The organism is Spirosoma pollinicola (genome assembly GCF_002831565.1).
Lineage (GTDB): Bacteria > Bacteroidota > Bacteroidia > Cytophagales > Spirosomataceae > Spirosoma > Spirosoma pollinicola.
In genome coordinates, this window is sequence record NZ_CP025096.1 from 8,652,353 (window position 1) to 8,676,477 (window position 24,125).

Annotated in this window: 25 protein-coding genes and 6 pseudogenes; 16 read left to right on the forward strand and 15 right to left on the reverse strand. The window is 43.8% G+C overall.

Annotation, left to right across the window (positions count from 1 at the left end; genetic code table 11):
• The first annotated feature begins 5 nt into the window (after positions 1–5).
• Positions 6–281 (forward strand): integrase core domain-containing protein, encoded by a 276-nt coding sequence (locus CWM47_RS37000; RefSeq protein WP_240625644.1) that lies wholly within the window; start codon positions 6–8, stop codon positions 279–281.
• A gap of 736 nt (positions 282–1,017) precedes the next feature.
• A pseudogene (locus CWM47_RS37005) lies at positions 1,018–1,757 on the forward strand (IS5 family transposase).
• Positions 1,758–2,282: 525 nt separating this feature from the next.
• Here CWM47_RS37005 and CWM47_RS37010 read toward each other — a convergent pair.
• On the reverse strand, positions 2,283–2,696 hold the full coding sequence (locus tag CWM47_RS37010; protein WP_100993481.1) for a response regulator: 414 nt from the start codon (positions 2,694–2,696) through the stop codon (positions 2,283–2,285).
• Positions 2,697–2,869: 173 nt separating this feature from the next.
• Between CWM47_RS37010 and CWM47_RS37015 the strand changes: the two genes are divergently transcribed.
• A complete protein-coding gene (locus CWM47_RS37015; RefSeq protein ID WP_100993482.1) occupies positions 2,870–3,295 on the forward strand; it encodes a response regulator in 426 nt (141 codons plus the stop codon).
• A 195-nt stretch (positions 3,296–3,490) separates the two neighbouring features.
• On the opposite strand, the gene CWM47_RS37020 is transcribed toward CWM47_RS37015, so the two are convergent.
• Entirely contained in the window at positions 3,491–3,916 is a 426-nt protein-coding gene (locus tag CWM47_RS37020) for a plasmid mobilization protein (protein ID WP_100993483.1), read from the reverse strand.
• An 835-nt stretch (positions 3,917–4,751) separates the two neighbouring features.
• Between CWM47_RS37020 and CWM47_RS37025 the strand changes: the two genes are divergently transcribed.
• The 8 genes from CWM47_RS37025 (at position 4,752) to CWM47_RS37060 (ending at position 10,551) form a co-directional block, all read left to right on the forward strand.
• Entirely contained in the window at positions 4,752–5,072 is a 321-nt protein-coding gene (locus CWM47_RS37025; RefSeq protein WP_100993484.1) for a hypothetical protein, read from the forward strand.
• A gap of 1,395 nt (positions 5,073–6,467) precedes the next feature.
• Positions 6,468–6,650: a hypothetical protein gene (locus CWM47_RS37030; RefSeq protein WP_100993485.1), complete on the forward strand. Its 183-nt coding sequence runs from the start codon at positions 6,468–6,470 to the stop codon at positions 6,648–6,650.
• Between the two features lie 21 nt (positions 6,651–6,671).
• Entirely contained in the window at positions 6,672–7,826 is a 1,155-nt protein-coding gene (locus tag CWM47_RS37035) for a CpsD/CapB family tyrosine-protein kinase (RefSeq protein WP_100993486.1), read from the forward strand.
• 77 nt (positions 7,827–7,903) lie between these two features.
• The gene (locus CWM47_RS37040) at positions 7,904–8,572 is read left to right on the forward strand and encodes a sugar transferase (protein WP_100993487.1); all 669 of its coding nucleotides are present in this window, start codon (positions 7,904–7,906) and stop codon (positions 8,570–8,572) included.
• A gap of 24 nt (positions 8,573–8,596) precedes the next feature.
• On the forward strand, positions 8,597–8,884 hold the full coding sequence (locus CWM47_RS37045) for a UpxY family transcription antiterminator (protein ID WP_100993488.1): 288 nt from the start codon (positions 8,597–8,599) through the stop codon (positions 8,882–8,884).
• A gap of 69 nt (positions 8,885–8,953) precedes the next feature.
• On the forward strand, positions 8,954–9,772 hold the full coding sequence (locus tag CWM47_RS37050; RefSeq protein ID WP_100993489.1) for a WecB/TagA/CpsF family glycosyltransferase: 819 nt from the start codon (positions 8,954–8,956) through the stop codon (positions 9,770–9,772).
• A 297-nt stretch (positions 9,773–10,069) separates the two neighbouring features.
• Positions 10,070–10,339, forward strand: a complete 270-nt coding sequence (locus tag CWM47_RS37055) for an IS1-like element transposase (protein WP_100993490.1) — start codon at positions 10,070–10,072, stop codon at positions 10,337–10,339.
• A 20-nt stretch (positions 10,340–10,359) separates the two neighbouring features.
• Positions 10,360–10,551: an ATP-binding protein gene (locus CWM47_RS37060; RefSeq protein ID WP_100993161.1), complete on the forward strand. Its 192-nt coding sequence runs from the start codon at positions 10,360–10,362 to the stop codon at positions 10,549–10,551.
• 103 nt (positions 10,552–10,654) lie between these two features.
• Here CWM47_RS37060 and CWM47_RS39960 read toward each other — a convergent pair.
• The 3 genes and pseudogenes from CWM47_RS39960 to CWM47_RS37075 form a co-directional block, all read right to left on the reverse strand.
• A pseudogene (locus CWM47_RS39960) lies at positions 10,655–11,203 on the reverse strand (SAM-dependent methyltransferase); the annotation flags it as partial.
• Between the two features lie 260 nt (positions 11,204–11,463).
• On the reverse strand, positions 11,464–12,228 hold the full coding sequence (locus CWM47_RS37070; protein WP_100993491.1) for a Fic family protein: 765 nt from the start codon (positions 12,226–12,228) through the stop codon (positions 11,464–11,466).
• Positions 12,229–12,648: 420 nt separating this feature from the next.
• Complete coding sequence (locus CWM47_RS37075; protein ID WP_157816209.1) at positions 12,649–13,194, reverse strand: DUF4468 domain-containing protein; 546 nt, start codon at positions 13,192–13,194, stop codon at positions 12,649–12,651.
• 327 nt (positions 13,195–13,521) lie between these two features.
• On the opposite strand from CWM47_RS37075, the gene CWM47_RS37080 reads away from it, so the two are divergent.
• Positions 13,522–13,815 (forward strand): transposase, encoded by a 294-nt coding sequence (locus tag CWM47_RS37080; RefSeq protein WP_240625645.1) that lies wholly within the window; start codon positions 13,522–13,524, stop codon positions 13,813–13,815.
• A gap of 1 nt (position 13,816) precedes the next feature.
• On the opposite strand, the pseudogene CWM47_RS37085 reads toward CWM47_RS37080, so the two are convergent.
• Positions 13,817–14,048 (reverse strand): annotated as a pseudogene (locus CWM47_RS37085) (ISLre2-like element ISRsl1 family transposase); the annotation flags it as partial.
• Between the two features lie 51 nt (positions 14,049–14,099).
• Between CWM47_RS37085 and CWM47_RS38650 the strand changes: the two are divergent.
• Positions 14,100–14,408 carry a hypothetical protein gene (locus CWM47_RS38650; protein ID WP_157816210.1) on the forward strand — a complete coding sequence of 103 codons (309 nt, stop codon included), beginning with the start codon at positions 14,100–14,102 and terminating at the stop codon, positions 14,406–14,408.
• Positions 14,409–14,475: 67 nt separating this feature from the next.
• Here CWM47_RS38650 and CWM47_RS37090 read toward each other — a convergent pair whose 3' ends face one another.
• The 7 genes and pseudogenes from CWM47_RS37090 to CWM47_RS37120 form a co-directional block, all read right to left on the reverse strand.
• Positions 14,476–15,522, reverse strand: a complete 1,047-nt coding sequence (locus CWM47_RS37090; RefSeq protein WP_100993493.1) for a glycosyltransferase family 4 protein — start codon at positions 15,520–15,522, stop codon at positions 14,476–14,478.
• Positions 15,515–16,006, reverse strand: a complete 492-nt coding sequence (locus CWM47_RS37095; protein WP_100994190.1) for a serine O-acetyltransferase — start codon at positions 16,004–16,006, stop codon at positions 15,515–15,517. The genes CWM47_RS37090 and CWM47_RS37095 overlap by 8 nt, the downstream gene beginning before the upstream one ends.
• Positions 16,007–16,422: 416 nt before the next feature.
• Positions 16,423–16,866, reverse strand: coding sequence for a galactosyltransferase-related protein (locus tag CWM47_RS40575; RefSeq protein ID WP_157816211.1), 444 nt, complete (start codon positions 16,864–16,866; stop codon positions 16,423–16,425).
• Positions 16,867–16,958: 92 nt separating this feature from the next.
• Positions 16,959–17,096 (reverse strand): annotated as a pseudogene (locus tag CWM47_RS37105) (IS1 family transposase); the annotation flags it as partial.
• Positions 17,097–17,246: 150 nt separating this feature from the next.
• Positions 17,247–19,226: a tetratricopeptide repeat-containing sensor histidine kinase gene (locus CWM47_RS40130; protein WP_100993495.1), complete on the reverse strand. Its 1,980-nt coding sequence runs from the start codon at positions 19,224–19,226 to the stop codon at positions 17,247–17,249.
• A 42-nt stretch (positions 19,227–19,268) separates the two neighbouring features.
• Positions 19,269–19,601 (reverse strand): sensor histidine kinase, encoded by a 333-nt coding sequence (locus CWM47_RS37115; protein ID WP_100993496.1) that lies wholly within the window; start codon positions 19,599–19,601, stop codon positions 19,269–19,271.
• Entirely contained in the window at positions 19,601–19,918 is a 318-nt protein-coding gene (locus CWM47_RS37120; protein ID WP_100993497.1) for a helix-turn-helix domain-containing protein, read from the reverse strand. The genes CWM47_RS37115 and CWM47_RS37120 overlap by 1 nt, the downstream gene beginning before the upstream one ends.
• A gap of 838 nt (positions 19,919–20,756) precedes the next feature.
• Here CWM47_RS37120 and CWM47_RS37125 point away from each other — a divergent pair.
• A complete protein-coding gene (locus tag CWM47_RS37125; RefSeq protein ID WP_100993498.1) occupies positions 20,757–21,866 on the forward strand; it encodes a Wzz/FepE/Etk N-terminal domain-containing protein in 1,110 nt (369 codons plus the stop codon).
• Here the strand turns inward: CWM47_RS37125 and CWM47_RS37130 are convergent.
• Positions 21,855–22,124, reverse strand: a complete 270-nt coding sequence (locus CWM47_RS37130) for an IS1-like element transposase (RefSeq protein WP_100993499.1) — start codon at positions 22,122–22,124, stop codon at positions 21,855–21,857. The genes CWM47_RS37125 and CWM47_RS37130 overlap by 12 nt on opposite strands.
• A 214-nt stretch (positions 22,125–22,338) precedes the next feature.
• Here CWM47_RS37130 and CWM47_RS37135 point away from each other — a divergent pair, with 214 nt between their 5' ends.
• Positions 22,339–22,905, forward strand: coding sequence for a DUF7010 family protein (locus CWM47_RS37135; RefSeq protein ID WP_206170578.1), 567 nt, complete (start codon positions 22,339–22,341; stop codon positions 22,903–22,905).
• A gap of 198 nt (positions 22,906–23,103) precedes the next feature.
• On the opposite strand, the pseudogene CWM47_RS37140 reads toward CWM47_RS37135, so the two are convergent.
• Positions 23,104–23,367, reverse strand: a pseudogene (locus CWM47_RS37140) (transposase); the annotation flags it as partial.
• 12 nt (positions 23,368–23,379) lie between these two features.
• On the opposite strand from CWM47_RS37140, the pseudogene CWM47_RS39965 reads away from it, so the two are divergent.
• Positions 23,380–23,658, forward strand: a pseudogene (locus CWM47_RS39965) (transposase); the annotation flags it as partial.
• Positions 23,659–24,125 lie beyond the last annotated feature (467 nt).

Below are 24,125 nucleotides of genomic sequence, written 5' to 3' on the forward strand. Positions count from 1 at the left end.
ACTTTTTGAAAAGCTCAGAGATCAAGCAGGAATTCACGCACGTGGCCACTCCTGAAGAGAACTCGTATATTGAAGCGTTTCACAGTATTCTGGAACATGATGTCATCGAACGAAATGAGTTTGCCAGCTATTATGAAGCCAAAGCAATGCTAGGCCGTTATTTTTCCCATTACAACCAGCATCGGCTATACCGTTCGATTGGCTTCGTAACACCCCATCAAAAATGGGAAGAAGCACAGGTAGTTGACGACACAACCTTTTCAGAAAATCTGTCCAGTTAATAGGGGGCTAACACACTATTGGTGAGGCATTGATTTTTGAGATGACAATATGAAACAGTTTTTTGGTCATTTTACCCTTTAGACACGCTCAAAAATGGGTCTTAGCAAAACGTTCGTTTGTTTGAGACGCGAATTTTTGAGTCGTGACGATTTATGTACCCTTTTTTAATCACACCCATCTACTGATGAATACTGACATAAAGCCAGGCGACCGGGTCGAAGTCACCCGGACCAAGTGAGGCGGCTTTTTTAACGGCCGTTACCTGGCAACGGTAATTCAGCTTTCTCCCCAAGCGAGAGTCAGGGTGAGAGACGACGAAGGCCAGGATTCCTCACCTCGACGCACTCACGTCAAAAAGCTTAATTGACAAACAAGCACACCGAAAGATGGTACTGAGCTAAGTGTTTCTATGTAGAATCAATTTAATCATTTACTCTCTTATATGATTAATTATTTTACGTTGGCTGTCTATAAATGACAAGTAATCAGCGGATTTACTAATCGGTATTGGCTTTATTAACCATTCATCGTAACTCGCAGCATGGAGAACAAAAAGCCCTTCTTGGAGCTTGGTCGAGCCCTTGACATTATGATGGGGATCGCTCTTCTCTTAACGGTCGGGTTTATGGCTATATGCGTTTATTTGCTTATTGCACCCTAGCATAAGGGAACCAATCGACCCTTAGGGCGTGTGGACAATTAGGTAAATATTGGTTGTGTTTGCAACTTTGCTGAATGAGACGTTACGAAATTACTGATCAGCAGTGGTCAAAAATTGCCCTGTTCTTACCCGGTAAAGTCGGTGATGTAGGCCGGAGTACAGTCGATAATCGGCTCTTTGTCAATGCTGTACTCTGGATCGCCCGTAGCGGAGCACCTTGGCGTGATTTGCCGGAGCGATTTGGGCCTTGGAATTCCGTTTATCGCCGATTCCGGCGGTGGGCCAAAGCAGATATTTGGAAAAACGTCTTCGAAGAACTACAGGAGCCAGATTTAGACTGGCTCATGATCGACTCAACGATTGTGCGAGCTCACCAACACGCAGCGGGTCAAAAAAAAGCGATCCCGCCAGCGAGTGTTTAGGCCAATCGGTGGGTGGTTGGAGCACCAAGATTGACGCCTTAGGCAATCCGCTACGTATCCTTCTGAGTGTAGGGCAACGAGCCGATATTACTCAAGCAGAGCCATTGCTGACTGATTACCAGACCCGTGCTGTACTGGCAGACCGAGGTTATGATGCGGACTCATTTATCACCTACCTGCACGTTCATCAAACAGAAGTGGTCATACCAGCAAAGAAAAACCGGCTTGAGCCGCGATCAATTGACGAAAATTTGTACAAAGATCGTAACAAAGTAGAGCGCTATTTTAACAAGCTTAAGCAATACCGTCGAGTGGCAACGCGCTATGAAAAGACAGCTAATAGTTTCGCTGGATTTGTCTATTTAGCCTCAACCATGATTTTACTACTTTGAATGTCCACACGCCCTAATACGACTAGATTATCTCTTCAAGCTTAAGAAGCAGGCACCTGCTACAACCTGTTCCTGTCAACGAAGTGTCTTGGAGCTCCCCTACATTTACGTTGAAACAATCCTGATTAAGCGGTCGTTATCTTGTCTCAATAGGAGGTATACCCCTGAGTGTACGCCTATGGTGTGGATAGAAGCAGTAAGCCCGGCAGCATTGCGACCGGGCTTATTTGTTCTTAACTAGTACTAGGATAGAAACAGTAAGGCATGCTAACGGTATGGCACTAAACAGTAAGCATACGCTTTTACGTAATTCACCGCTAAATGGATTTAAGGCAAATCAAAAAAACATTGTGATTTCATTAACCAGATTAGTCAACACGTTGGGCTTTCTAAACAACGAGCACCTCCAGCCGTTTATGGTTTACTGACTTACTCAACGATCAACTTTTCAAGCCCGGCTACTCAACTAGCTGGGTTTTTGTTTTAAGGCGTAGCGTGTCAACCAGCCTATGGCTAGGTAGTTACTCAACAGCAGTTGCCTTCCAGCCAGTTGACGCGCAGCTGGGTGACAAGCTGACCCAGTAACTCGGAGTTCATAGGCTTGGTGATAAACTCATTAGCCCCCAGCTGCTCAGCCTGCTGCCGGTCATAATCCGCTTCCGAGGTGGTCAGCATAACAATGGGCGTCGTTTGATAAAGTGGTTGATGCCGCAGCACTTTGAGCGCCTCAAGGCCATTGAGCCGGGGCATGTTCAGATCCAGAATGATCAACTCCGGGGTTGTTTTACTACTGGACAGGGCGTCAAGCAGGGCCAACCCATCATGGGCAAAGACCAGTCGGCACCGGGGGCTGTGCCGGGCAAAAGCCAGGTTTAGCAGGAAACGGTCATCCTCATCATCGTCGGCGATGAAGACGCAAGGGTACGTGTTTTGATGCATGGTCAAGTTGTTACGGCTGCAAAAACAGGTAAAATCCTGTTAATGACTCAATACTACATCATTTTTAGTGAAGTTGCTTTCATCGATTATTATTTACCTGTATCTAACAAATTGGGGACAAATGGAATTAAGGTAAACAACTATCCTCCACAACTGGATACACGCCACTTACGATGGACACACTGAAACCCTGGGTTGCCTTACTGGATGAGGACGAAGATGACTATATATTCTGGCAACACGGCTTTCGTCAGTGGGCGCAGCATTTAGACCTGTATTGGTTTAGCTCGGTCACTGAGTTTCTGTCAGCGACTTCACTGGGCAAAGACAAGCCGGTGGCTTTGGTAATGGATGGAGTGATACCAGACGGAGAAGAGATGAAGTGGCTCAGTACGCTGCTGCTCCATCCCAGCTGTCGGCAGGCCTGTCTACTTATGCTATCAGCGGAAGTAGCCGAGCCGCAGCGGGCAGATTTTTTGCGACTGGGGGCTAGTGATCATTTACAGAAACCTATACGTCTGGATGAATTACAGCTAGTTGTGTCAACCGTCAGCAGCCATGTCGCCCGTAAAGTGGGTTTGCCGCCGAGTGAATTGTGAAGTCGCTTCAGAACCTCTATCAAGAACGCGTCTGACAGAAATTTACAGCCTGATTGGTTTAAATCCTTAATTGAATGATTCGTTTGCACAAAATGTCAATTCTATTGCTTCATAGGTTGAGTGCAGTAAACGGGGTAGCCCTAGCTACCCCGTTTCTTTGACCTTCGTGAGGGGCTGTTAACCCGTAACAAATACCTACACTTCGCCGCTCCCCTTTGAAATGGCAGCCATCACCTCTTGCAGCTGAGCGTCAAAGCGAGCCATATCGCTAACCATTCTCGTCACTTCCCGTGGTAGATCCTGGTAGTCCGTGGTGCTGTTGATACGCCTGGCAGCCTGGTTGATGTTGATACCGATCCGCAGAACGTCGCTCCGGGTATCCCGCAACAAAGACAGAAGGATATCCTGATAAGTCGAGCGCTCGGGCTTCAGGCGGAGCGGTTTGTTAAGGCAAACGGCCCGAACGTAAGTGGATACGGTGAGCGTCCTGACGGTAGCCTTTCGGGCCAAAAGCTGATCATACTCTGCCTGGGTGAAGCGAACCTGAACCACTCTGGTAGCCCGTTCTTCCGGCTTCATTTCGGGCCTGCCCCCTTTGTACCATTTGTCTTTTTCCTTCATGACTCTTGCTACGGGCCGACTTCGAAGGCTCCTCGTTTTGGGTGTTTTGCAGAAGCAAGAAAAGGTTTTTGTCGTGACAATAACACATCTTGCTATCTAAAAAATTACCCTTTTTCACGGTCGACATGGTGGACTCAAAACTGGCTAGCCAATGATCCTGTATGACCTCCGCCGGAGTTGTATTTTTCCTTCCCTTTTCAAGCTTAACTTTAAGTAACTTGCAAGCATGGCTATTACGAGTATATACACGAAACGATCCAGCCAACATAACATAATATCCTCTTTAACAAACAAGCCCCGCCGATCACGACGGGGCTTGTGTATAGGCATTCAAAAACAGTTTTTAAAGAACTAAGTTCTAGCCACTAATTAATGCAGAATCTTTTATGACTCAGCCGCTATCTTTTGGATAGCGGCTGTTTTGTTTTATGCCATAGCTGACTGGCCATCACGACGGGGCTTTTGCTTTTTCCACTACCTCACTAAATTATCGGCGTTGCTTGCCAGGTGGTTTATTAAGGTAGTGTAGTGAATAAAATGAACTTGAGTTATACAGCAGTTACCCATTGGGTAGCTGCTGTTTTGTTTCAGGCTGTACCTGCCCAATCAACGGATCTTTACTTTACCACTACCTCATTAACAACTCATCAGAAAAGCGTTGTCATGTATTCCATGTACTACTACTTATAAGTAGGGTTTAAGTGTTCTATTAGGTTTTCTTTACAGCAGCCACTTGCTGAGTAGCTGCTGTTTTTTTATTCCCACAGATACCGTTACTTAATTCAACTAGTAGTAATTCAATGAGTTAGCCTTCTTCATATTAAAAGCACACACGATGAAGGTTGTCCTACTCAATACGTTTATCCTGTTTTGTTTAACAGCATGCTCTTTTGACCCCCTGGACCAGAAATACACCGAAGCTATAGGCTTAGGCCCGTTACTGGAGGTTATGCCACCAATTAGTAAAACAGAATTAGGGTGGATTATAATGGCGAAAAAGGCAAACGACGAGAAGAAAATTTCCAATGAGGGAAAAACCTTTCGGGAATTAAGTAAGCAGGGCCATGACATTACCGAGGCTGCCAGGGCCCAATCTTTTGTGGACAGCTTAAATTATAAAGCTCAGGTAGAACAGAGGCTAAAAAGGAGGTTTTAAAGCGGCAGTCCCAGCCCACGCGTCGAACTATCATTAAGCTGCTTTAAAGTGATGCGTGGGCGTAATCTGCACGACGAACGGCCCACGCGTCGAACTATCATTAAGCTGCTTTAACCATCGATCCACTGAGTCACGTTCATTGGTACACTGTATAGGCTAACCTAGGCCAACCAAAGATCAAAAAGGTACAGCCCATTAGGCCTCGTCAGATCAAGGCTTTTTGCGCTAATCCCTACCGCTAAGTAAAGTGAAAATGGGGAGTCATTGAAAATAATATTCTTTGCATATGACTCGCCTAAATCTTTCCGACTTGAAATTAATTCTACTCTGCCTCGTCGTACTATCATTGTCAGGCTGTACCGTTAATCGATACTACTACATTGCTGAAGAACCAATCCAACTATACGAATTTCAGAGTCTTAAAGGTGCTCCATTGTTAACTATATCCATTGAAGATACGGTATATGCTACTGGAGTTAAACAGGTAGGCCTGGGCGGGTCTGTTCCGGTCGAATACAAAGACTACCGATTTAATTCCCCCCTCGGCTAAGGCGAAGCTGTTACGAATCGCCAAAGTAGACCCCAAAAAAGAACCAATCCTTGCGGCGGTTGCTTATGAAACGCTGCTTGCCAGAAAGGCTAAAGAGAATCAGCGAAAGCAGGCGGTTAAGGATTCTGTCGAATACTGGTCCCAGCAGGATAAGATTGAGTGGTACGGCGAGGTTGATAGCTATACGCCCGTCTTAGCTGATCCTCCTGCTGTCTCAAAGACAATTGACAACTTACCTTACGGCTCTGTAGTTAGAATCAAGCGGGCAACTTACAGTTATTGGCAGTTATTACTTACTGACAGTAAGGTTGGTTATATCCAAACAGGCAGTGTCAGGCATTTCTCGGAGTCAGCCAAGCCGTTCGTTAGTACTGAATACACCGGGCGGACATATCATCCTGATGGGGAAAGCTACCTATCAACAACGAGCACTTCGCCCACTACCGGTATGAGTAATACGCCTACTACCGGGGCTACCATTTATACCGGACCGCGCAGTGGTAGGTATTACATTAATGGTAATGGAAATAAGACCTACGTTCCTCGGGGTGGCAGTAGTGGTGGGGACAGGGGAGACGTTAATTAAGATTATGGCATTGTATCCCCATACTCTAATCAATTATATAAATGATTAACTTGCCAAGGTGGCTAACATAGTCCTTCATAGAGTGGGTGCGGGTAAAGAGGACGGCTGGTTTCGCCCTTTTTCTTTTTCCATCTGTAATCGCGCCTATGATTATACATCTGTAAGAGATAATGCCTTTAAAACGCGTTTATTCGTCTCACCGTAAAGATATACTACTATAAATACGTATATTAGTGACAGAGACACCCCCAATACCACAATGGCCAGCAAGTCAGACAAAACCCTGCTTCTCGATACCAGCCAGCCCGAAACCCGCAAGCAGGTCTTTGAAGCCATACGGGCTTTAGAGGGCTTATACACTACTGATTTAACCCGTAAGCGGTGGCGGGTTGGTAATGGCCAGCGCGGCTACTACTGGGGGTATATGGTGACTGCTAGCTAGCTAGAATCGCTCGACAGCCAATTGAAGAATACGAATGCCGCTATAAGTGAAAATATTGAGACTATCCGACAGCAGTTAATCAGTAACCGAAATCAGCTCGTTGCCAACAACCAGCGAATGGAGGGTATGATTCGTACTGTGCCTGGTAAAGAACGGGCCCTATTGAACATTACCCGGCAACAGGGCATCAAGAACAACTTATATACTTATCTGCTGCAAAAGCGGGAAGAGACTGCCCTTTCGGCTGCGTCCAGAGTTTCCGACAGCCGGATAGTCGACCCGGCACATACGACCAGTCAACCTGTAAAGCCGGTTAAGCTGATGATCTTCGCCCTCTTTGCTGTTGTGGGCCTTGTTATCCCGATAGGCGTAATTACAGCCAAAGATACGGTGAACAACCATGTACTGCGCCGGTCTGATGTAGAAGAGGTTACTCAGATTCCTATTATTGGCGAGGTGATCAAAGAACGTCAGCTAGGGACTGAAAGCTTCGTGTTCAAATCGCGTATGCATTCTGTCATTGGCGAACAAATACGAGCACTACGCACCAACCTACTCTTCCTGAATGGCGACGCCCAAAAGAATCAGGTGATCTTATTCACCTCCAGCATTAGTGGAGACGGGAAATCATTCATGTCACTAAATCTCGGAGCGAGCTTAGCCCTTGTCAATCGCAAAACAGTCATCGTAGACATGGATATGCGCAAGCCTAAGCTTCATAAGAGTTTGCATATCGAAAACAAGCTGGGACTGAGCAATTACCTGACGGGCGAAGCTGACCTCGATAACTTACTGCACCCCATTATTGGCCACGAAAATTATTACATCATAACAGCGGGTTCGCTGCCGTTGAATCCTTCCGAATTATTAAGCTCTCCTCGATTAGCCAACCTGCTTCAGGAATTAAAAGAGCGATTCGAGTACATACTGGTCGATTCGCCCCCCATAGGGCTGGTCACAGATTCTCAAGTTATTGCTCCTTATGCCGATGCGACCATATTCGTTGTCCGTCATGATCACACGCCCAAGAACTACATTAAAATGGTAGATGCGCTTTATAAGGAACAGCGCTTTCAAAAGCTTAGCATTGTTCTGAATGGCGTGGGTAAGGGCGAGTCTCTCAGCTATAGCTACAACTACGGAGACTACATGGACTTGACAAAAAAATTCGATTAAACTGTATTATCTGACAAAACCTACGAATACCTCCAATACCAGAAGATCTAGTCACTTACTCAACGTTATTTGCTTTTATGCTAAGTCTTGACTCGCACTATAAAACTTTATACGTATACAGTGAATTACGGGCCAATCATAACGACTTCACGTATCACCAAGCAGGGAAACGCGTGTTTGACATCTGCATAGCCTCCTTTGTTGCCATCACTATTTTATCCTGGCTTACTCCGCTATTGGGCCTATTAATATGGATCGAGTCTCCAGGCCCCATCCTATACATTCAAAAACGAACAGGATACCGGGGAAGCTGGTTCCGTTGCCTGAAGTTCCGCACCATGACACACACCCCGCAGGCAACATTTAAACAGGCGGTAAAAGACGATAAGCGGATTACCAGAATAGGTGGCTTTCTCAGACGAACGAATCTGGATGAAATGCCCCAATTCATCAATGTGCTTATGGGCGATATGAGCATTGTGGGTCCACGGCCACATGCCTTACAGCATAGTGCTCAATTCTGGAACACGATGCCCAATTACCGTAAACGGTACAGAGTGAAACCAGGCATAACAGGTTTAGCACAAATACGAGGTTGCCGGGGCGAAACAGACCAGCTTATCAAAATGCAACATCGTGTAAGGTATGATCGGTTTTATAATCGCAAACGCTCAATCGCCTTTGACATCTGGATATGTTGGTCGACAGCAAAGTCAATGGTGGAGGGGAATGTAAATGTTTGGTAAATAAGCAGAAAAGAGTTATAAACTATGCCTTGGTACGTATTATATACGAAGTCCCGAAATGAAAAAATAGTAGCTGAAAAGCTGCTTGAGCAGGGTATAAATGTATACTGTCCCTTAATCAAAACAAAACGTAAATGGTCGGACCGGATTAAACTAGTTGAGGAATCTCACTATCGATCTTATTGCTTTGTTGATCTGGAAGAGAAGAAGAGAGCAACAGTGTTTGGTATTATAGGAATTGTAAGATATCTGTTTTGGCAAAACAAACCGGCTGTTGTTTGCGATTTTGAAATTGAGGCAATCAAAGACTAATTATTGAGCAGTTTGATTCTCCTCACAAACACAGTTAAGCCAGTACTCAAATAAAGACTTTCACACAATATGTTCACTAACTTACTTCCACAACCACACAATAAAACAAAAATTAATTTTCCTGATAAATATGATATTTCATCTAAATACTCAACTGTAATTAGCCTAAATATTAGACGAGGATCTTCCAAGCAAATTCAGGAAGAGGTTATCGTAGCAGCTCAACAAAGACGTAGTAGTACAGTCTGTTTTGCTAATGTACACATGACAATAGAAGCAACTCGTGACAAAGAGTACGCGAATATTGTCAACGGCTCAGATTGGGTGCTGGCAGATGGTGCACCAATTAAGTGGGCAATCCAAGCTATTCACAAACATAAGCAAGAGCGGATTACTGGATATAGTTTTATGCAGAATATACTACTCCAATCAGCTGAAGATGGTTTATCTGTCTTTTTTTATGGAGGTACTCAAGAGATGCTATCCGCAACAATAAGTATGTGCAATAAAATGTACCCATCTTTGACTGTTGCAGGAGTTTACTCACCGCCATTTCGATCACTAACTATCGTTGAAGAGGATGAAATAATAGAGCGAATTAAGCTCTCAGGTGCTCAACTAATTTTTGTAGCATTAGGCTGCCCACGCCAAGAAATTTGGATAAACAGAATGAGACATCAAATCCCAGCAGTTTTACTAGCTGTAGGGGGCGCTTTGCCGGTATTTGCAGGCCAGTTTTCTCAAGCTCCGCACTGGGTACAACTATCTGGTTTTGAATGGCTTTTTAGATTATGCCAAGAACCAAGTAGACTTTTTCGCAGATATATGATTACAAATACTTTATTTGTAATTTATTTATTTCGTGTACTTTTTAAAAAGCGGCATTAATCATTTAACTTATGCCATTTGTTATAAATAATAAAACACAAAGTAAAAAATCATTAATTATTAAAATTAATAGTTGTTTCTATAAAATACTTAATCCCAAAAGAATAAAATTATGTCATTAAAATTTGGAGTGCTTCACATTATAGTAACATATGTTTTTGCCCTAAAAAATAAATCTCAATAAAACATATCAGAAAAAAATTTAAATAATATAATGCTAAAATTTAGTCAAAAAATAAAACAACTTATAAAATATGGGGTAATGGCTTAACTGCGTTGAATAGGGTATCTTTGTGAATGGTCTTAGAAGCAGTTTCCTGTAAGCATTGTGGGCAAACCAAACACGTCAAACGGTATGGTACCACTCGCGCTGGTACCCAACGCTACCGATGCTATGACTGCGGTCGAACCTTTGTCCAAACCTACACGCATAAGGCTCGTGACCCCTTGGTCAAAGAGCAAATCACTCAGATGGTACTCAACGGAGCAGGGATACGTGATACCGCCCGTGTTTTAGGCGTCAACCGGAACACCGTTAGCGCTCAGTTTAAAAAACTAGCTAGCTAGAACTGGCCCTGTTACAGATTATGGAAGACCGGTATGGTCGCCACTCAACGATCATAACCTCCCAGCTACCGGTTGCTCAATGGTATGATTATCTGGCAGAACCAACGATTGCCGATGCCTTCCTAGACCGGTTATTACATCAGGCTCACCGTATTGAGTTGAAAGGAGAGTCTCAACGAAAACAGGGAAAAGGGGAAGAAAAATCAGTATAGCGCTTACCTTTATGTCCTTCTTCTTACACTTATCCACAGTGGCCTGATTTGCCGGAATACGTGGTCTTCGATTGCCGGAATATATAAGTTCCTGGGAGGCTGGCCGTAAAATCTCCTGGAAGCCCGTATCATAGCCCACAAATACCTCCATCAACTGCTGTTGCATAATCACGGCGTGAACCGCAAAGGTATCGACCAGCTCATTGGAAAGGATACAACCCGTGATTTTCCCTAGTTCGTCCATCGACTCATGCCAACTTACTTTGTCGGGTAAATGGCTTCGTTCAATGGCCTGCATGACTGGGCTTTTTTCAATGATACAGTAGCGTAAGGGATCATACAGGCTAGCATTATTTTTTAGGTACGATAGGATATCGGCACATAAGGCACCGGTGCCTGCTCCATATTCAACAATGGTAAAGGGCTCCTTGCCCAGAATGGCCCACATTTTTTCCAGCTGTTTACCGATCAGAGTCCCAAAGACGGGGGTCAGGCAGGCACTGGTGTAAAAGTCGCCCGTGGGGCCAATCTTGGTAGGGGGTGAGGTATAATAGCCCAAGCCAGGGTGGTAGAGGCACAGGTCCATGAATTCTTGGAACGGAATGGGTCCCTGCTGCTTTATTTTTTTAATAATAAGGTCGGAGAGCGTCATCAGTGAACCATCAGGGCTTGTCTACCCCCTATGAACGCTGCGTATTTAGTTGGGTTAGGGTAGCAGAACCAAAAGTGAGCGTGTGGCCATTCTATAAAGAGTCACCAACCTCAGGCTATGAATGGCCTTAGATAACTCGTGACAATTGTTCTTCTCTTGACCGCAATAGCGGTCAAGAGAATCGCTTATTTTTAAGTCAGGACAAAACACATTTTTTATTTCCCTGCCAACAAATCTCAAACCACTTCAGGCCACTGAAGCTACCGCTCAATGACCTCTTCTAAGTAACGACTCAGTTGGCTATGAAGAAAACTGACAATTGGCACCGACGTTTTTTGACGCCAACTGGCCTCAATAGCGTCAAAATAAAGACGGCTCTGGTCGGCATAGACAAAACTAAGCGGTACACCATGATACTGCTGAATATAACTCATCAGTAACCGGGCCATGCGGCCATTCCCCGCGCCAAAAGGGTGAAGGCTTAGCAGGTGGAAATGAGCTTGAAACGACAAATCGTAAAGCTGGCGGGGTGTTTTTAGCTGATTGATGCGAGTATTAATGTCTTTAAGTAGCTCAGCCAAGGCCACAGGCAGTTTGTGAGCACCGACCAATCCGCCTCGGCCAGCCAGGGCGTTGTCGATTCGCAATTCTCCTTTCCGAGTATCGATTGTGCTGAGCAACGAGTGGAGGGGCCCGCCGGTTTGGCGCATTAAATTGGCCGCCAGTTGTTGACAGGTCAATTGGCTTAAGGGTTCATGGTGAGTGGCCATGGTCAGGATCTGCCCCAAGGTATAGTGGTAATCGATGATCATCAACTGGTCGGTTTGCCGATGGTCATCCAGCAGGTTACCGGTCTGAATCAGTGTCTTGGTTTGGGGCAGGGTGAGGCCTGCGCCGTCGATAGCAGTCGAGTGATAGGCAAGTAGGATGAGCGGATCAAGCGTCTGGCCGTTAGTGTTGATCGCTGCCGCTTGAAAACGGTCGATCAATTGGGGTAAGGTGGCGAGGGGTAAGTTAGCTTTCATAGGAAAGAATGCTGGCTAAAAAGGTTACATCGGGTAGCTCGACCGATTTTAGCGGCTCAAGAGAACGAACGCTTTACAGGTGACCAAGCTATGTTGGTCAATGCATATCGAAATGGACATCTGCTATTGGCTAGCCGTAGTTTTCACAACAAGCCTGCGTTAGTGATTACACATGTTGCCAGTTTCGAAAAGGAGTATCTTCAGGCTACTGAGCAATCAGGGTACAAATCAGCAACGGTCATTTGAGATTTGGAACTAGCTCATGCTAGTACGGCCAAATAGTTTCAATGTTCATTACATAGCTAAGGATGACGTAAAGTAGCACTGCTTTACAAGGCTTAAACAATCGTTTGAGAGTGTAAACAAGCAGGGTTGCCTAATCTAGTCCTTGTTAGCATGACGTTTAGGGGAATGATTGGTTTATAAAGGCCTGTAGTAATCAGTCTCCTGGCTATCAGTCATATACTTATGAAGTTGGCCTAAGTAAGCCTTCACGCTGCGATCCCATGTCCGCAGTTGTTGAGCTGTCGATTCATCATAGGCATACGTCTTTTTGTCACACTGATACAACTCCCGAATCGGCAAGCCATGGCCAACCGAATCACGCTGGGCTCTAAACTGACTCAATCGATACCGATACCGGCCCGCTTTGACTCTTAGCTCAACGGTGACCCGGTAGTCTTGAGGGGTGGTGGAGCCTGCTTGCGCATGTTGCAAGGTGATGATGCCGCACCGGTTAATATGGTGTTTTGCGCCATGAGCCATGGGCAACAGCGAACCTGTACGCAGCGTATGGGTCATAAAGTGGTGGGCTCGATTGTACAATTGGGTCCTGGACGCTCCCCTTACCGGCACGACAGCTAGGTAAACGATATCACCGGACTCGCCATCGATAGGCACTAGTTGATAGATGAAGGATTGATAGGTTTGGGCTTGGGCATAGAGATTAACGGGTCCTTGAATCAACCCAGCAAGGACAATAAAGTTGAGCCATCGGGGCCAGCATCGGCCAATAGATTGGAAAACAACTCTGACTGATCGGTAAAGCTCCATAAACGAGTAGGCATTAGGTTAACTGATAGAGGCTAATTGCTACGCTGGTGAATGGAGGTAGAGCCGTCTCGATTGTTGGCTCAACTCAAAGATAGTCAGGATTTTCACCAATTGTGCTTACCAATGAAGGGTTATTGGTTGCCTGTTCACTGGTACTGATTTAAAGGACGGTCCCAAAGAAGTCATAATTTGGGGCCATATCGTAGAGACAGTATCTCTTTACTTGTCTTAGCCCCCTGAATGACTGGACAAAATTGCAAAAACAGTTTAGTCCTTTTACATTCAGAAATCATGAGCAAAATAAGGCGGAGTTTTACTCCCGAAGATCGTTATTCCATCGTCCAGGAAGCTATCCGTGACGGCCATGCCGAGACTTCTCGTAAGTACAGCCTATCCCCTTCGCTGCTGCGCAGGTGGCGATTGAAATATTTGAGCAAAGGCAAAGAAGGCCTGAAAGATTCCTATGCACGTCTCGATCCCCAACTGCGGGCTCTCGAAGAGGAAAATGAACGCTTGAAGCGGCTAGCTAGCTAGGGCTAAATAATTCACTGTTAGCAATTTGTATCTGTCCGTAACGCGTTGTCATCTTTTTTTTTACGTCGGTCAGTTGGCACATCACTCAGGCTTTTTTCCAAGACTTGCCGACCCAATTCCTGCCAAATTTCATCGAACGACTTTTCATAGTCGTAGAAAGTTGGCTTGCTTTTAAGTTGTTGCAGGTCTTGATATTTTTGGCGGGCCAAGGCTATGTATTCATCTTCAGTCATGCCCTAAGCTAACGACATCAGGCGACAATTTGAAATGCACCCCATCAGTCTATGGCTAATCAAACGCCGGAACAAGTGTTTAAAGGGAAAGATAGAAGTACAAACCGAGTGAAAATTACGAATAACAAACAATTTCGTTATTCAATAAAGTGGTCCGGTTTAAGGGGCGCAGTATGTGAAGACGTTCAGCGCTGGCCTACTTTACACTGGTTAAATACAGTAAAAGGCAACTTCAAAATGTTGCTTGAATTTTTGTCCAGTATTTTTCAGCAAGTCCAGACCTTGGCAACGAGGGTCAGTGTGTTAGCTTTGCAAAATGTAAAAACGATCTGCGCTTCAGTAAATATTATCTTAAGTTAACGATTTATCTATTGTCCAATGTGTCAAAATTACCATCATTTAGAGTTGCAAAGCTTAAAGTTAGAAATCAACTTAATAAATCAAAATATAAAGAATTTACTTCACAAGAAATAGAGTGTAAATTGAAGAGCGTATTAGCTAGTTCATAAGAGGCATTTGCCAAAGAATGTCTTAAATTAGAATCATCTATACAAAGCATTAGTTGAATAGAAAGAGTGTCAATATCACCTGGCTCAAAAATTAAGGCATTCACTGAATTTGTCAATATATCAGGTATACCTCCCACGGGTGTAGTAATAACAGGCAAACTATAGGAAAAAGCGTCAAGTACTGCCATTGGAAATCCTTCAGCATAACTGGGTAAACAAAAAATAGACGCTTTTTGAAAAAGCAATTCTTTTTCCTCACTCTCTACCCAACCTACAAAATGAGTTCTATCGCTAATATTAAGAGCTTTAGCTATCTCTTTACCAGTATTAATTTGTCCATTACCAGCAAATACTAAATGCCATGATGGATATTTATGATAAATTAAAGCAAAAGATGCTAATAAATCCTGAAAACCTTTACGATTATTGAGCGTACCAGCAAATAAAATAATGTTTTCTTTCGGTAAGTCAGATTTGTTAACTAAAGTACAAGGGTTATAAATTACAACAATTTTACTTGACAAGCTAGGCCATTTTATGTTCATTTCTTTTTTCCAGTAGTTTGACAATACAACAATACGATCTGCACTGTAGAAAATATATTTATAAATAAAACTTATGTTACTATAAAGAGTAGTATCAGGACTAAATGAATGAAAATGAACAATTAATTTTTTGCCAAATAATTTTGCAATAATAATAAAGAACAACTTTCGGAAAGCTGAAACCGGCTCACTCAAATGAACATGTACTAATTTCGCACTCAATATGTGAAAGAGGAAGATTAAAACTGCATTGAAAAAATATCCTAATTTAAAAAAAATATTTTTATCAATATGAGATTCAATCCAAATTATATTCCATTTTTGCCAAAAATCAGTTTGTTTGTATGCATTTATTACGGAAGATACTCCTCCTCTAGTCCTACTACTTGTTCCAATAACTAATATTTTATACTTATTCATTAACTTTCATAATTTTAATGACCACAGCAGGATTACCAGCTACAACAGTATTAGAAGGTACATCTTTAAGAACTACACTACCGGCCGCAATTAACGAATTATCACCTATTGTAATATTTCCAATAACTACCGAATTAGCACCGATATTAACATTGTTGCCAATTACCGGGCTTTTACCATTATCTTTTGCGCTACCTACTGTAGTATTTTGGCGAACCGTCACATTGTTGCCAATAACAGTCTGTCTATTGATAACTAATCCATGTCCATGAAATACATTAAAATTTTCACCAATAATAGTTGTATCAGAAATGTCAATACCTAAAACCCACTGTACGCTAATCTTATAAACTGTCCTAATTGGAAAGCCTACTATTTTTAAGAAGAAATTCTTCGAAAAAAAGGCACTTACGCGAAACGCGACAATAAATAATAAACCCTTCGTGTTAGACTTCAAAAAAAATACTTCATTGATAAGTGACATAATAGTATTTTTAAGGTTAAAAATCATTTTGATACATTATTAAATAACTAAATCATGTAATAATTTACGATAGGTTTAAGAAACTTAGATGATAAAATTGATAAAAATAGTATTGTTATCAATTTTATATATCTCCTTATATAAGTAAATTTTATTTATTTTAAAAGAAAAGAGCAATACTTGAAATAATGATGAATCCTATTACTACTTTATAGATTTATAGTGGGATAATCACAAAACCGGCTTGAATACAAATCTAATTAATTTAAAAATACATGCCTATAGTTATTAAAACATAAGTATGGATTTAAGCTTTCCACTCAGAGTCATTATGATGTTTCACTTGTTTCCTATAACTGACCTGCTTTTTCTTTGATGGAAAAAAAAGAAAGCACCAATGATTTCTTGTATATCTCTTAAAAAAAACTAAAAAAATTTCCGAAGTGATGCTTAATCGAAACTACTTGGAAAAATGACCTAACCAAGAGTAAAATTATATAAGGAAAAATTCCATTAAATCTTACAAATGGGATTAGCAATAAACAAAATAATAAAAACAAAGCAGAGTAGCTATTACGAAAAAGTATTTTCAAAAAGCAGCGATTAGCTATATGTTTCCTATCTAACAGACCTACATAGAAAAAGTCGCCAGACAGCATCATAGTTTTCATACGTGAGTAGCTCATACAACTAACCGTATGATGATTTACAATAGTTTCGTTAAGTCTAGTTAAGAAAATTCCTTTTTGAGCAAATCTAAGACCAAAATCAAAATCTTCACATCTTTTAAACGATTCATTCATTCCATGAACAGCATCATAATATTTTTTATTAATAGAAAATACTCCTCCTACTACCACCTCTACTTTATTAACTACTAACTTTCGACGAAAATAAGGAGATTTTGTAATAAAACTAAAATCATCATTATTATAGAAATAATGGTAGTGGCTTAACTGCGTTTATCGGCAAAGAAAAACTGATTCATAAATAGGCCGATTGTTGTGTCATGTACCGCAACAGACTTCGAAAAGCAAATGGTTCGGCGAGTCAGTCGTTTCAGGCGTGTTCGAAGAGTAAGATGCTTCCGCTAAGGACTCTGTAAAGAGGCTTTACGGACTAAGCGTAATCGTTGATCCAGGCAATCAAAGTAGGCCTACCAAGAGTCCGTTATCCACCTGATTACCTCAATTTTAGCCCGCTCCAATAGACTTAGCAAATATCGAAAGGTTTGGTGAGTCTAGCTAGCTAGCGTCCCGTTGTCGATCACCTTGATCACCACTTCACTACCGGCACAGCGCGTGCTCACTCTCACCGTGGGCTGGTAACCCGATTCACTGCCCGCCTGCTTCTGGCGCTGCTGAACCGCATAAAACGCATTGGTGAACAGGTTCAGCAACACCCGGCTGATGTCCTGGGGCACTACACTCACCTGACCCAGATTAGCATCCAGATCGACGGTGAACAAGGCATTGAAGGTTTTGTCTTTAGCCCGCAGGCCATGATAGGCCAGCCGCAGGTATTCATCACAGAGCGCGTTCAGATCGGTGGCTTCGCGCTGCCCCGTGCTGGCCCGTGAGTGCTGGAGCATGCCTTTGACGATGGAGGAGGCCCGCCCTCCATGATGATTAATCTTTTGCAGATTCTGCTTGAGGTCCACCAGCAGGTCGGCTTCCAGCTCGGGGTCACGATGGGCTTTAGCCTGTTCGTCGGCCAGTTCGTCGATGAGTTCGATGCTGACCTCGGCGAAGTTATTGACGAAGTTAAGGGGGTTCTGGATTTCGTGGGCGATGCCCGCGGTCAGTTCGCCCAGAGAGGCCATTTTTTCGCTTTGGATGAGTTGGTTCTGGGTCGTCTTCAACTCAACGAGTGCCTGATTTGTCTGATCACGCTGCGCCTGAATCTCCGTTTTTTGTTGTTGCAGTAACGCGTTGGCTTTTTGCTTCTGTCGGTTATTGCGGTAGGCTAAAAAGAGCAGTCCTGAAACCAGCGCCATACCAACGAACGTCCCCAGCAGCAACTGTCGTTGTCGCTGGGCCGTTTCCAGTTGTAAGGCCTTATCTTTTTTCAGCAAAGCAATCTGAGCCTGTTTTTCGGCCAGCCCATAATTATATTGTAGAAGAGCCAGTTGTCGCTGGGTGTTTCGCCCCGTGAGGGTATCCATGTAAGCCATATACTGTTGCTGATAACCATAGGCATCGGCAAATTTATTTTTTGCCGCATAAACCTGCGCCAAAATTTCATTGGCATCTCTGGCGGCCTCCCGGTATCCACCTTTTCGACTCAGGGTCAGACTTCGACGCCCGTAATCCAGCGCATTGTCAAGTTGATTTTGTTTCAGATAAGCCCGCGCCAGTACCGCCTGAGTCCAGATGACCACATCCGTTTGGTTACTCGTTGCCAGCACATTTATGGCCTTATACCCCATTTCGAGCGCTTCCTCATAATTACCCTCGGCTACATAGACCGCAGCCAGATTACTTTCGGCCTGAGCCGCCAGCCGTGGATTGTTCAATACGTGCGCCAGTCGAATAGCCTTGGTATAGTAGCGACTGGCGCGGTCGTAATCGCCTTCCAACCGGTGCAGTTCACCCAGCCCATTCAATACCCGGCATATGCCCACCTGATCGTTGATACGCTCATATAACTGAATCGTCGCCGATTGCATTTCCAGGCCCTGTTGATAATCACCAAGTATGGTATACAATCCACCCAGCCGTGCTTTGGCGCGAGCTATCAATTCCAGTCTACCCGTTTTTTCGGCGAGTTGCTGAGCTTGCAGGCTAATTGTGAGCGCAGGTACATAATCACCGCGCTTTGTATAAAACCAGCCAATCTGACTCACCACCCGCACCAAACCATCCTGATCATTCAATTGGATAAATAACTTCCGGGCCTGTTCCAGATAAGCCAGCACATTCGCAGAGGTAGTATAACTGTCGTAGCCAGTGCCCAGTCCCAATAACGCCATGGCTTCTCCACGCCTGTAGTGGAGTTTACGTGACAAAGCCAGAGCCTCCTGCGAAAGCTTAATTGTCTGTTGATCGTTATCAGCACGCCATAAATAAGCCAGTTCATTAAGCTGATTTACACGAAAGGTATCGGCCTGCGGATGGCTATCCAGTTGGACTCGTAATGCAGACCGCAACGAATCCTGGCCCTGAGCCTTTGACAGACTTAGGCAAACGACTAAAAGAAATACTAAGCGAATGACCCTCATAACTCCTCAGCGGTAACCTCTCTTCACTAGTTTATTCATGCCTCAGGCTGGCAATGTTACAATGAATGTTGTTCCCTCTCCTTCTTTACTGGCTACCTTCAGGCTGCCCTGATGCCCCTTGGTGATGATCTCATAAGCCAGCGACAGACCCAACCCCGTCCCCTCCCCCGTGGGCTTGGTGGTGAAAAAGGGCTGGAAAATCTTCTGCTGAACCTCCTCCGACATACCCGTCCCGTTGTCGATCACCTTGATCACCACTTCACTACCGGCACAGCGCGTGCTCACTCTCACCGTGGGCTGGTAACCCGATTCACTGCCCGCCTGCTTCTGGCGCTGCTGAACCGCATAAAACGCATTGGTGAACAGGTTCAGCACTAGCTAGCTAGGATGACTTCATTAATACGAGGCCGGGTCCAAACTGCCCCCGCAAAACCCTGATGCTCCGCTCCTTTATTAAGTTCTTCAACAAGCTGGCAAAGCTGATCAGGCGTCAACCGGGTGGGTGCTCCAGGGGGCTTGCGCCACTGCAAGGCTAGTGGCCCTTGTTGACGATATTTCTTTAGGGTCTGACTAACCCAGCCTTGAGTTAAGCCCAGGGCTTGGGCAATAGGACCTTGTTTCCAGCCCGCCTGATCGAGCTCGACACAGCGTCGTCGTAATACTTCGTAATCCGCTGGTTTATATTTTGGCATACCGACAACAAGCCATAAGTATTATAAACCTACTCACGGAGCTATAAGTCACAATGGCCAAAAAATGTACATACAACTGATTAGTAACAGTTTAATTTATTATACGTAGATGCCAATAGAGATATACTTAGAAATATTATAATTTAAGGTAAAATATTAATATATGATAGTTACGAAAAATAGCATCCCTATACAACAATATATTTGCTATAGATTCGGTAGACAACTTATTTAAGTATAGACAATAGATAGTGGTTTCAGAGCCGACACCTCACTTTGTAAATTAAAATGCTGTCTTTAATTTTAATACTGTAAGAATGTAAATAGTTGGTTCAATCAACAATTATTTAATATAATCAAATTCAATAGTCGATTGCAACGTGTATTCATTATTTTAAGGTAGTTCGATCTTTGCAACAACTTAAAAACAAATGCATACTTGGTTTGTACAAGCAGACTGAACAGACATAACTTCACAGACCACCAATCTAAGCAATAGTAGGCAATTGCACCATTCCCTTATTACTAATTTTAACAAATCAGGAAACAGGACTACCACAAAAGAAAACACTGATAGAAAAATTTATTTTGAGTATTTGTACTCAAAATAAATACATCAACTAATTTTTATTTTGCCAATAACTTTTCGGAAAATTCAACTAACATGACCACTTCCGAAGCGCTCGGTATTAATAATTACTTCGCTTCAGACATTTGAATTAGCCGGTGTATTTCTTTTATGAATCCGAAAAATCAGTAGAATTATTTATTGCTGATCACATTAACCACTCTATCCATTTTAACCATTAATGGCGGCTTTTTTTGAACGCCAGCGAACATGAATACAAACCCGCTGACTATCCCTTATCAAGCTTACGAAGTAGAACAACCAACCAACCTGCGAGGCCTGGTTATGCGGTATATACGCAACTGGCCCTGGTTTTTACTCTCACTAGCCCTGGCGTTAGGCGCTGCTTACGTATACTTGCTTTATCAACAGCCAGTCTATGCTGTACAGGCTAGTGTGCTGGTTAAAGACGAGAGAAAAGGCATTTCCGAACAACGATTGATGAAGGAAATGGACAACTTCACGGAAAGCAAAGTCGTGGAGAATGAAGTGGAAATCCTTAAGTCGTATTCTCTGATGGATCGGGTTGTAAAAAACCTGGGTCTTGATGTACAATATTATCAGAAAACACCCACCTATAAAAAACAGATTTACGACGAATCGCCGATCCGATTAATCGTTGAAAGTCCTACATCACAGCTTTATAAGGAGAAGCTTGAATTTACGTTTGTTGATGCAAAAACCGTCAAATTAAACGGGGAAATATACCCGGTAAATCAGCGCATTAATACGCCCCTCGGCCAGCTACGAATATTTGCCCGCAAGCCCCTTAACGACAAACTTGATCCTGTTTCTGTATCAGTAATGCCGCACACAAGTACGGTAGAAATGTATCTGGCGAAGCTAAAAGTTGAGCCAACAGGAAAGCTGTCCACAATGCTGGTATTAAGCATGCAGGAAGCGGTTCCCGATAGAGGTGAAGCCATATTAAACCAACTCATCAGCGAGTATAATAAAGAAGCGACTGTCGATAAAAATAATCAGGCAAGTAGTACTCTTAATTTTATTGAAGATAGACTGGCGCTGATCTCCGGCGAGTTGTCTAACGTCGAAAAAGAGGTTGAATCATATAAGTCAACGCACGGCATCACAGATTTGAGCGTACAGGCCGAAAAATTCTTGACGACAGTTAAGGACAATGATTTGCAACTCAATGACGTCAATATGCGTCTGGGAGCTTTAGCGGATGTTGAAAGATATGTTCAGAGTCATTCAGGACGGAAAGGTGTCGCCCCTGCAACCTTGGGATTAAGCGAGCCTATCTTAACAAGTTTGCTGACAAAAGCGGCTGAACTTGAATTAAAACGACTAGCTAGCTAGTTTTTTAAACTGAGCGCTGACGGTGTTTCGATTGACGCCTAGGATACGGGCGGTATCGCGTATGCCTGCTCCGTTGAGGACCATCTGAGTGATCTGCTCTTTGACCGAGGGATCCCGGGCCTTATGGGTGTAGGTTTGGACAAAAGTTCGACCGCAGTCAAAGCATCGGTAGCGTTGGGTGCCTGCACGGGTAGTACCATAGCGTTTGACGTGTTGGGTTTGCCCACAATGCTTACAGGAAACTGCTTCTAAGACCATTCACAAAGATACCTGAATAAACGCAGTTAAGCCATTACCAGAATTTGTATAAAATAGTTATTGACCCTTCCGTATTGCCCGCAACTAGCATCACCTGGTTAATCAGATAAATTACCTCTCATAACCCCTATCTACCGCTAAGCCTGTTTCGGTTGTAGGGTGGCAAACACTTGGATTGCTTTAGGCTCCGTTACTCGTGAACCTACTTTTGAACATGCAAGTCAACCACCCAATTGATTCCATAACAGCCGCGCAAACCAACTTAAGAAGCACTTACCGAAATGGCGCGACAGGGGTACTCGTTTCGGGGATCGTATGGCTCACCGCGGCTGGTGTTATTTACTACTTTTCAACCAAACAGGGGATCTGGGCACTCCTCGTTGGTGGTGCCCTCATTCACCCAATAAGCACCCTGATTAATAAAATGATGGGTCTAAAAGCGACTACCAACCAAGACAACCCGTTGACTGGCCTGGCGATGGAGGGAACCATTTGGATGCTCATGACAATCCCGATAGCGTATGGCCTCTCACTACTACGGCCAGAATGGTTTTTCCAAGGCATGTTATTGATCATCGGCGGCCGGTACTTGACGTTTCGCACGCTGTATGGCAACAACCTATTCTGGTTACTAGGTGGTCTATTAGGTTTATCGGCTTATGGTTTATTTACCTCCAACATGCCATCGTTGGTCACTACGCTCACCGGTGGATTCATCGAAGTCTGTTTTGGCCTTATTCTTTTTTATGATTCTCCTTCAGGAAAACAGGGGCGTTGGTAAAGCCCTAATTCGACGCACTAATAATGCACTCCATCGGAGGGCGATGAATTCTCCTTTGTCTTATAATAGAGCGTTTAGCGAGAATATGCCTTTCAGAAAACAGGCTTATTTTTTACTACCTGTCCAACTCAAGCCGTAGCATTCGAAGAAGCCGACTAACATCATCAGTCTGCTTTTCACCGCGCGGATTTCCATGGTTTATGCAAGCGCGGGCGTATAGTTTTTGTCATATTTCTGCTGGCGGTTAACCACTGAGCAAACACGGTGGATGAGTTTATTGCGAACTGCATTCAGAACCAGCATCTTGTTTTTGCCTTCACCAATTTTTCGTTGGTAGTAATCTTGTAACTGCCCTTTCATCCGAATTGCTGACATGGCACCCAAATGAAAAAGAGATTTCAATCGAAGTCGGGCGTGCCGACTTACCCGCGTTTTACCACGGACACTACTACCTGATCGGTACTAGCTAGCTAGGTGGCTCCTTTTGAATACCGATCAGGTAGTAGTGTCCGTGGTAAAACGCGGGTAAGTCGGCACGCCCGACTTCGATTGAAATCTCTTTTTCATTTGGGTGCCATGTCAGCAATTCGGATGAAAGGGCAGTTACAAGATTACTACCAACGAAAAATTGGTGAAGGCAAAAACAAGATGCTGGTTCTGAATGCAGTTCGCAATAAACTCATCCACCGTGTTTGCTCAGTGGTTAACCGCCAGCAGAAATATGACAAAAACTATACGCCCGCGCTTGCATAAACCATGGAAATCCGTGCGGAATAACGATGGGTCGGGATGGGCTCTTTGAGCTTTTGGGTGCTAATAAGCTGTTAATCAGAAGGCGCAGGCGCAGGGTGAGGACTACTTTTTCGGCTCATAGCTTTCGCAAATACCCTAACTTGATCAAAGAATTGGTTGTCGAGCGCCCTAACCAATTGTGCCCGGGCCGCCGTTGCGGTCGCTGACATTACCTAATGGTTTACTCAGTTTGGCTGTCTTTATAGTTCACTAGTAACGGATAATTACTCTAAACGAATTATGGCAGGGCCGCCTGTGCGGGTATTGTGTCGCTCCAACCCTGGACACCGTTCATTGTAAAACAGCGCTACAGATGGCGCTTAACAAAGTCAAAAAGCGGGAGGCTAAATCATTAATTCATCATCGCTCCGACGACCCGGTCGGATCGGGGCATCCAATATTGCAGTAAAAGTTATATTGCTTTGCTG

Bases quoted from the DNA above. Each gene is read 5' to 3' on its own strand.
- CWM47_RS37010 (WP_100993481.1), bottom strand. From the start codon at position 2,696: ATGCATCAAAACACGTACCCTTGCGTCTTCATCGCCGACGATGATGAG.
- CWM47_RS37015 (WP_100993482.1), top strand. From the start codon at position 2,870: ATGGACACACTGAAACCCTGGGTTGCCTTACTGGATGAGGACGAAGAT.
- CWM47_RS37020 (WP_100993483.1), bottom strand. From the start codon at position 3,916: ATGAAGGAAAAAGACAAATGGTACAAAGGGGGCAGGCCCGAAATGAAG.
- CWM47_RS37025 (WP_100993484.1), top strand. From the start codon at position 4,752: ATGAAGGTTGTCCTACTCAATACGTTTATCCTGTTTTGTTTAACAGCA.
- CWM47_RS37030 (WP_100993485.1), top strand. From the start codon at position 6,468: ATGGCCAGCAAGTCAGACAAAACCCTGCTTCTCGATACCAGCCAGCCC.
- CWM47_RS37040 (WP_100993487.1), top strand. From the start codon at position 7,904: ATGCTAAGTCTTGACTCGCACTATAAAACTTTATACGTATACAGTGAA.
- CWM47_RS37045 (WP_100993488.1), top strand. From the start codon at position 8,597: ATGCCTTGGTACGTATTATATACGAAGTCCCGAAATGAAAAAATAGTA.
- CWM47_RS37050 (WP_100993489.1), top strand. From the start codon at position 8,954: ATGTTCACTAACTTACTTCCACAACCACACAATAAAACAAAAATTAAT.
- CWM47_RS37055 (WP_100993490.1), top strand. From the start codon at position 10,070: ATGGTCTTAGAAGCAGTTTCCTGTAAGCATTGTGGGCAAACCAAACAC.
- CWM47_RS37060 (WP_100993161.1), top strand. From the start codon at position 10,360: ATGGAAGACCGGTATGGTCGCCACTCAACGATCATAACCTCCCAGCTA.
- CWM47_RS37070 (WP_100993491.1), bottom strand. From the start codon at position 12,228: ATGAAAGCTAACTTACCCCTCGCCACCTTACCCCAATTGATCGACCGT.
- CWM47_RS37080 (WP_240625645.1), top strand. From the start codon at position 13,522: ATGACTGGACAAAATTGCAAAAACAGTTTAGTCCTTTTACATTCAGAA.
- CWM47_RS38650 (WP_157816210.1), top strand. From the start codon at position 14,100: ATGGCTAATCAAACGCCGGAACAAGTGTTTAAAGGGAAAGATAGAAGT.
- CWM47_RS37090 (WP_100993493.1), bottom strand. From the start codon at position 15,522: ATGAATAAGTATAAAATATTAGTTATTGGAACAAGTAGTAGGACTAGA.
- CWM47_RS37095 (WP_100994190.1), bottom strand. From the start codon at position 16,006: ATGTCACTTATCAATGAAGTATTTTTTTTGAAGTCTAACACGAAGGGT.
- CWM47_RS40130 (WP_100993495.1), bottom strand. From the start codon at position 19,226: ATGAGGGTCATTCGCTTAGTATTTCTTTTAGTCGTTTGCCTAAGTCTG.
- CWM47_RS37120 (WP_100993497.1), bottom strand. From the start codon at position 19,918: ATGCCAAAATATAAACCAGCGGATTACGAAGTATTACGACGACGCTGT.
- CWM47_RS37125 (WP_100993498.1), top strand. From the start codon at position 20,757: ATGAATACAAACCCGCTGACTATCCCTTATCAAGCTTACGAAGTAGAA.
- CWM47_RS37130 (WP_100993499.1), bottom strand. From the start codon at position 22,124: ATGGTCTTAGAAGCAGTTTCCTGTAAGCATTGTGGGCAAACCCAACAC.
- CWM47_RS37135 (WP_206170578.1), top strand. From the start codon at position 22,339: ATGCAAGTCAACCACCCAATTGATTCCATAACAGCCGCGCAAACCAAC.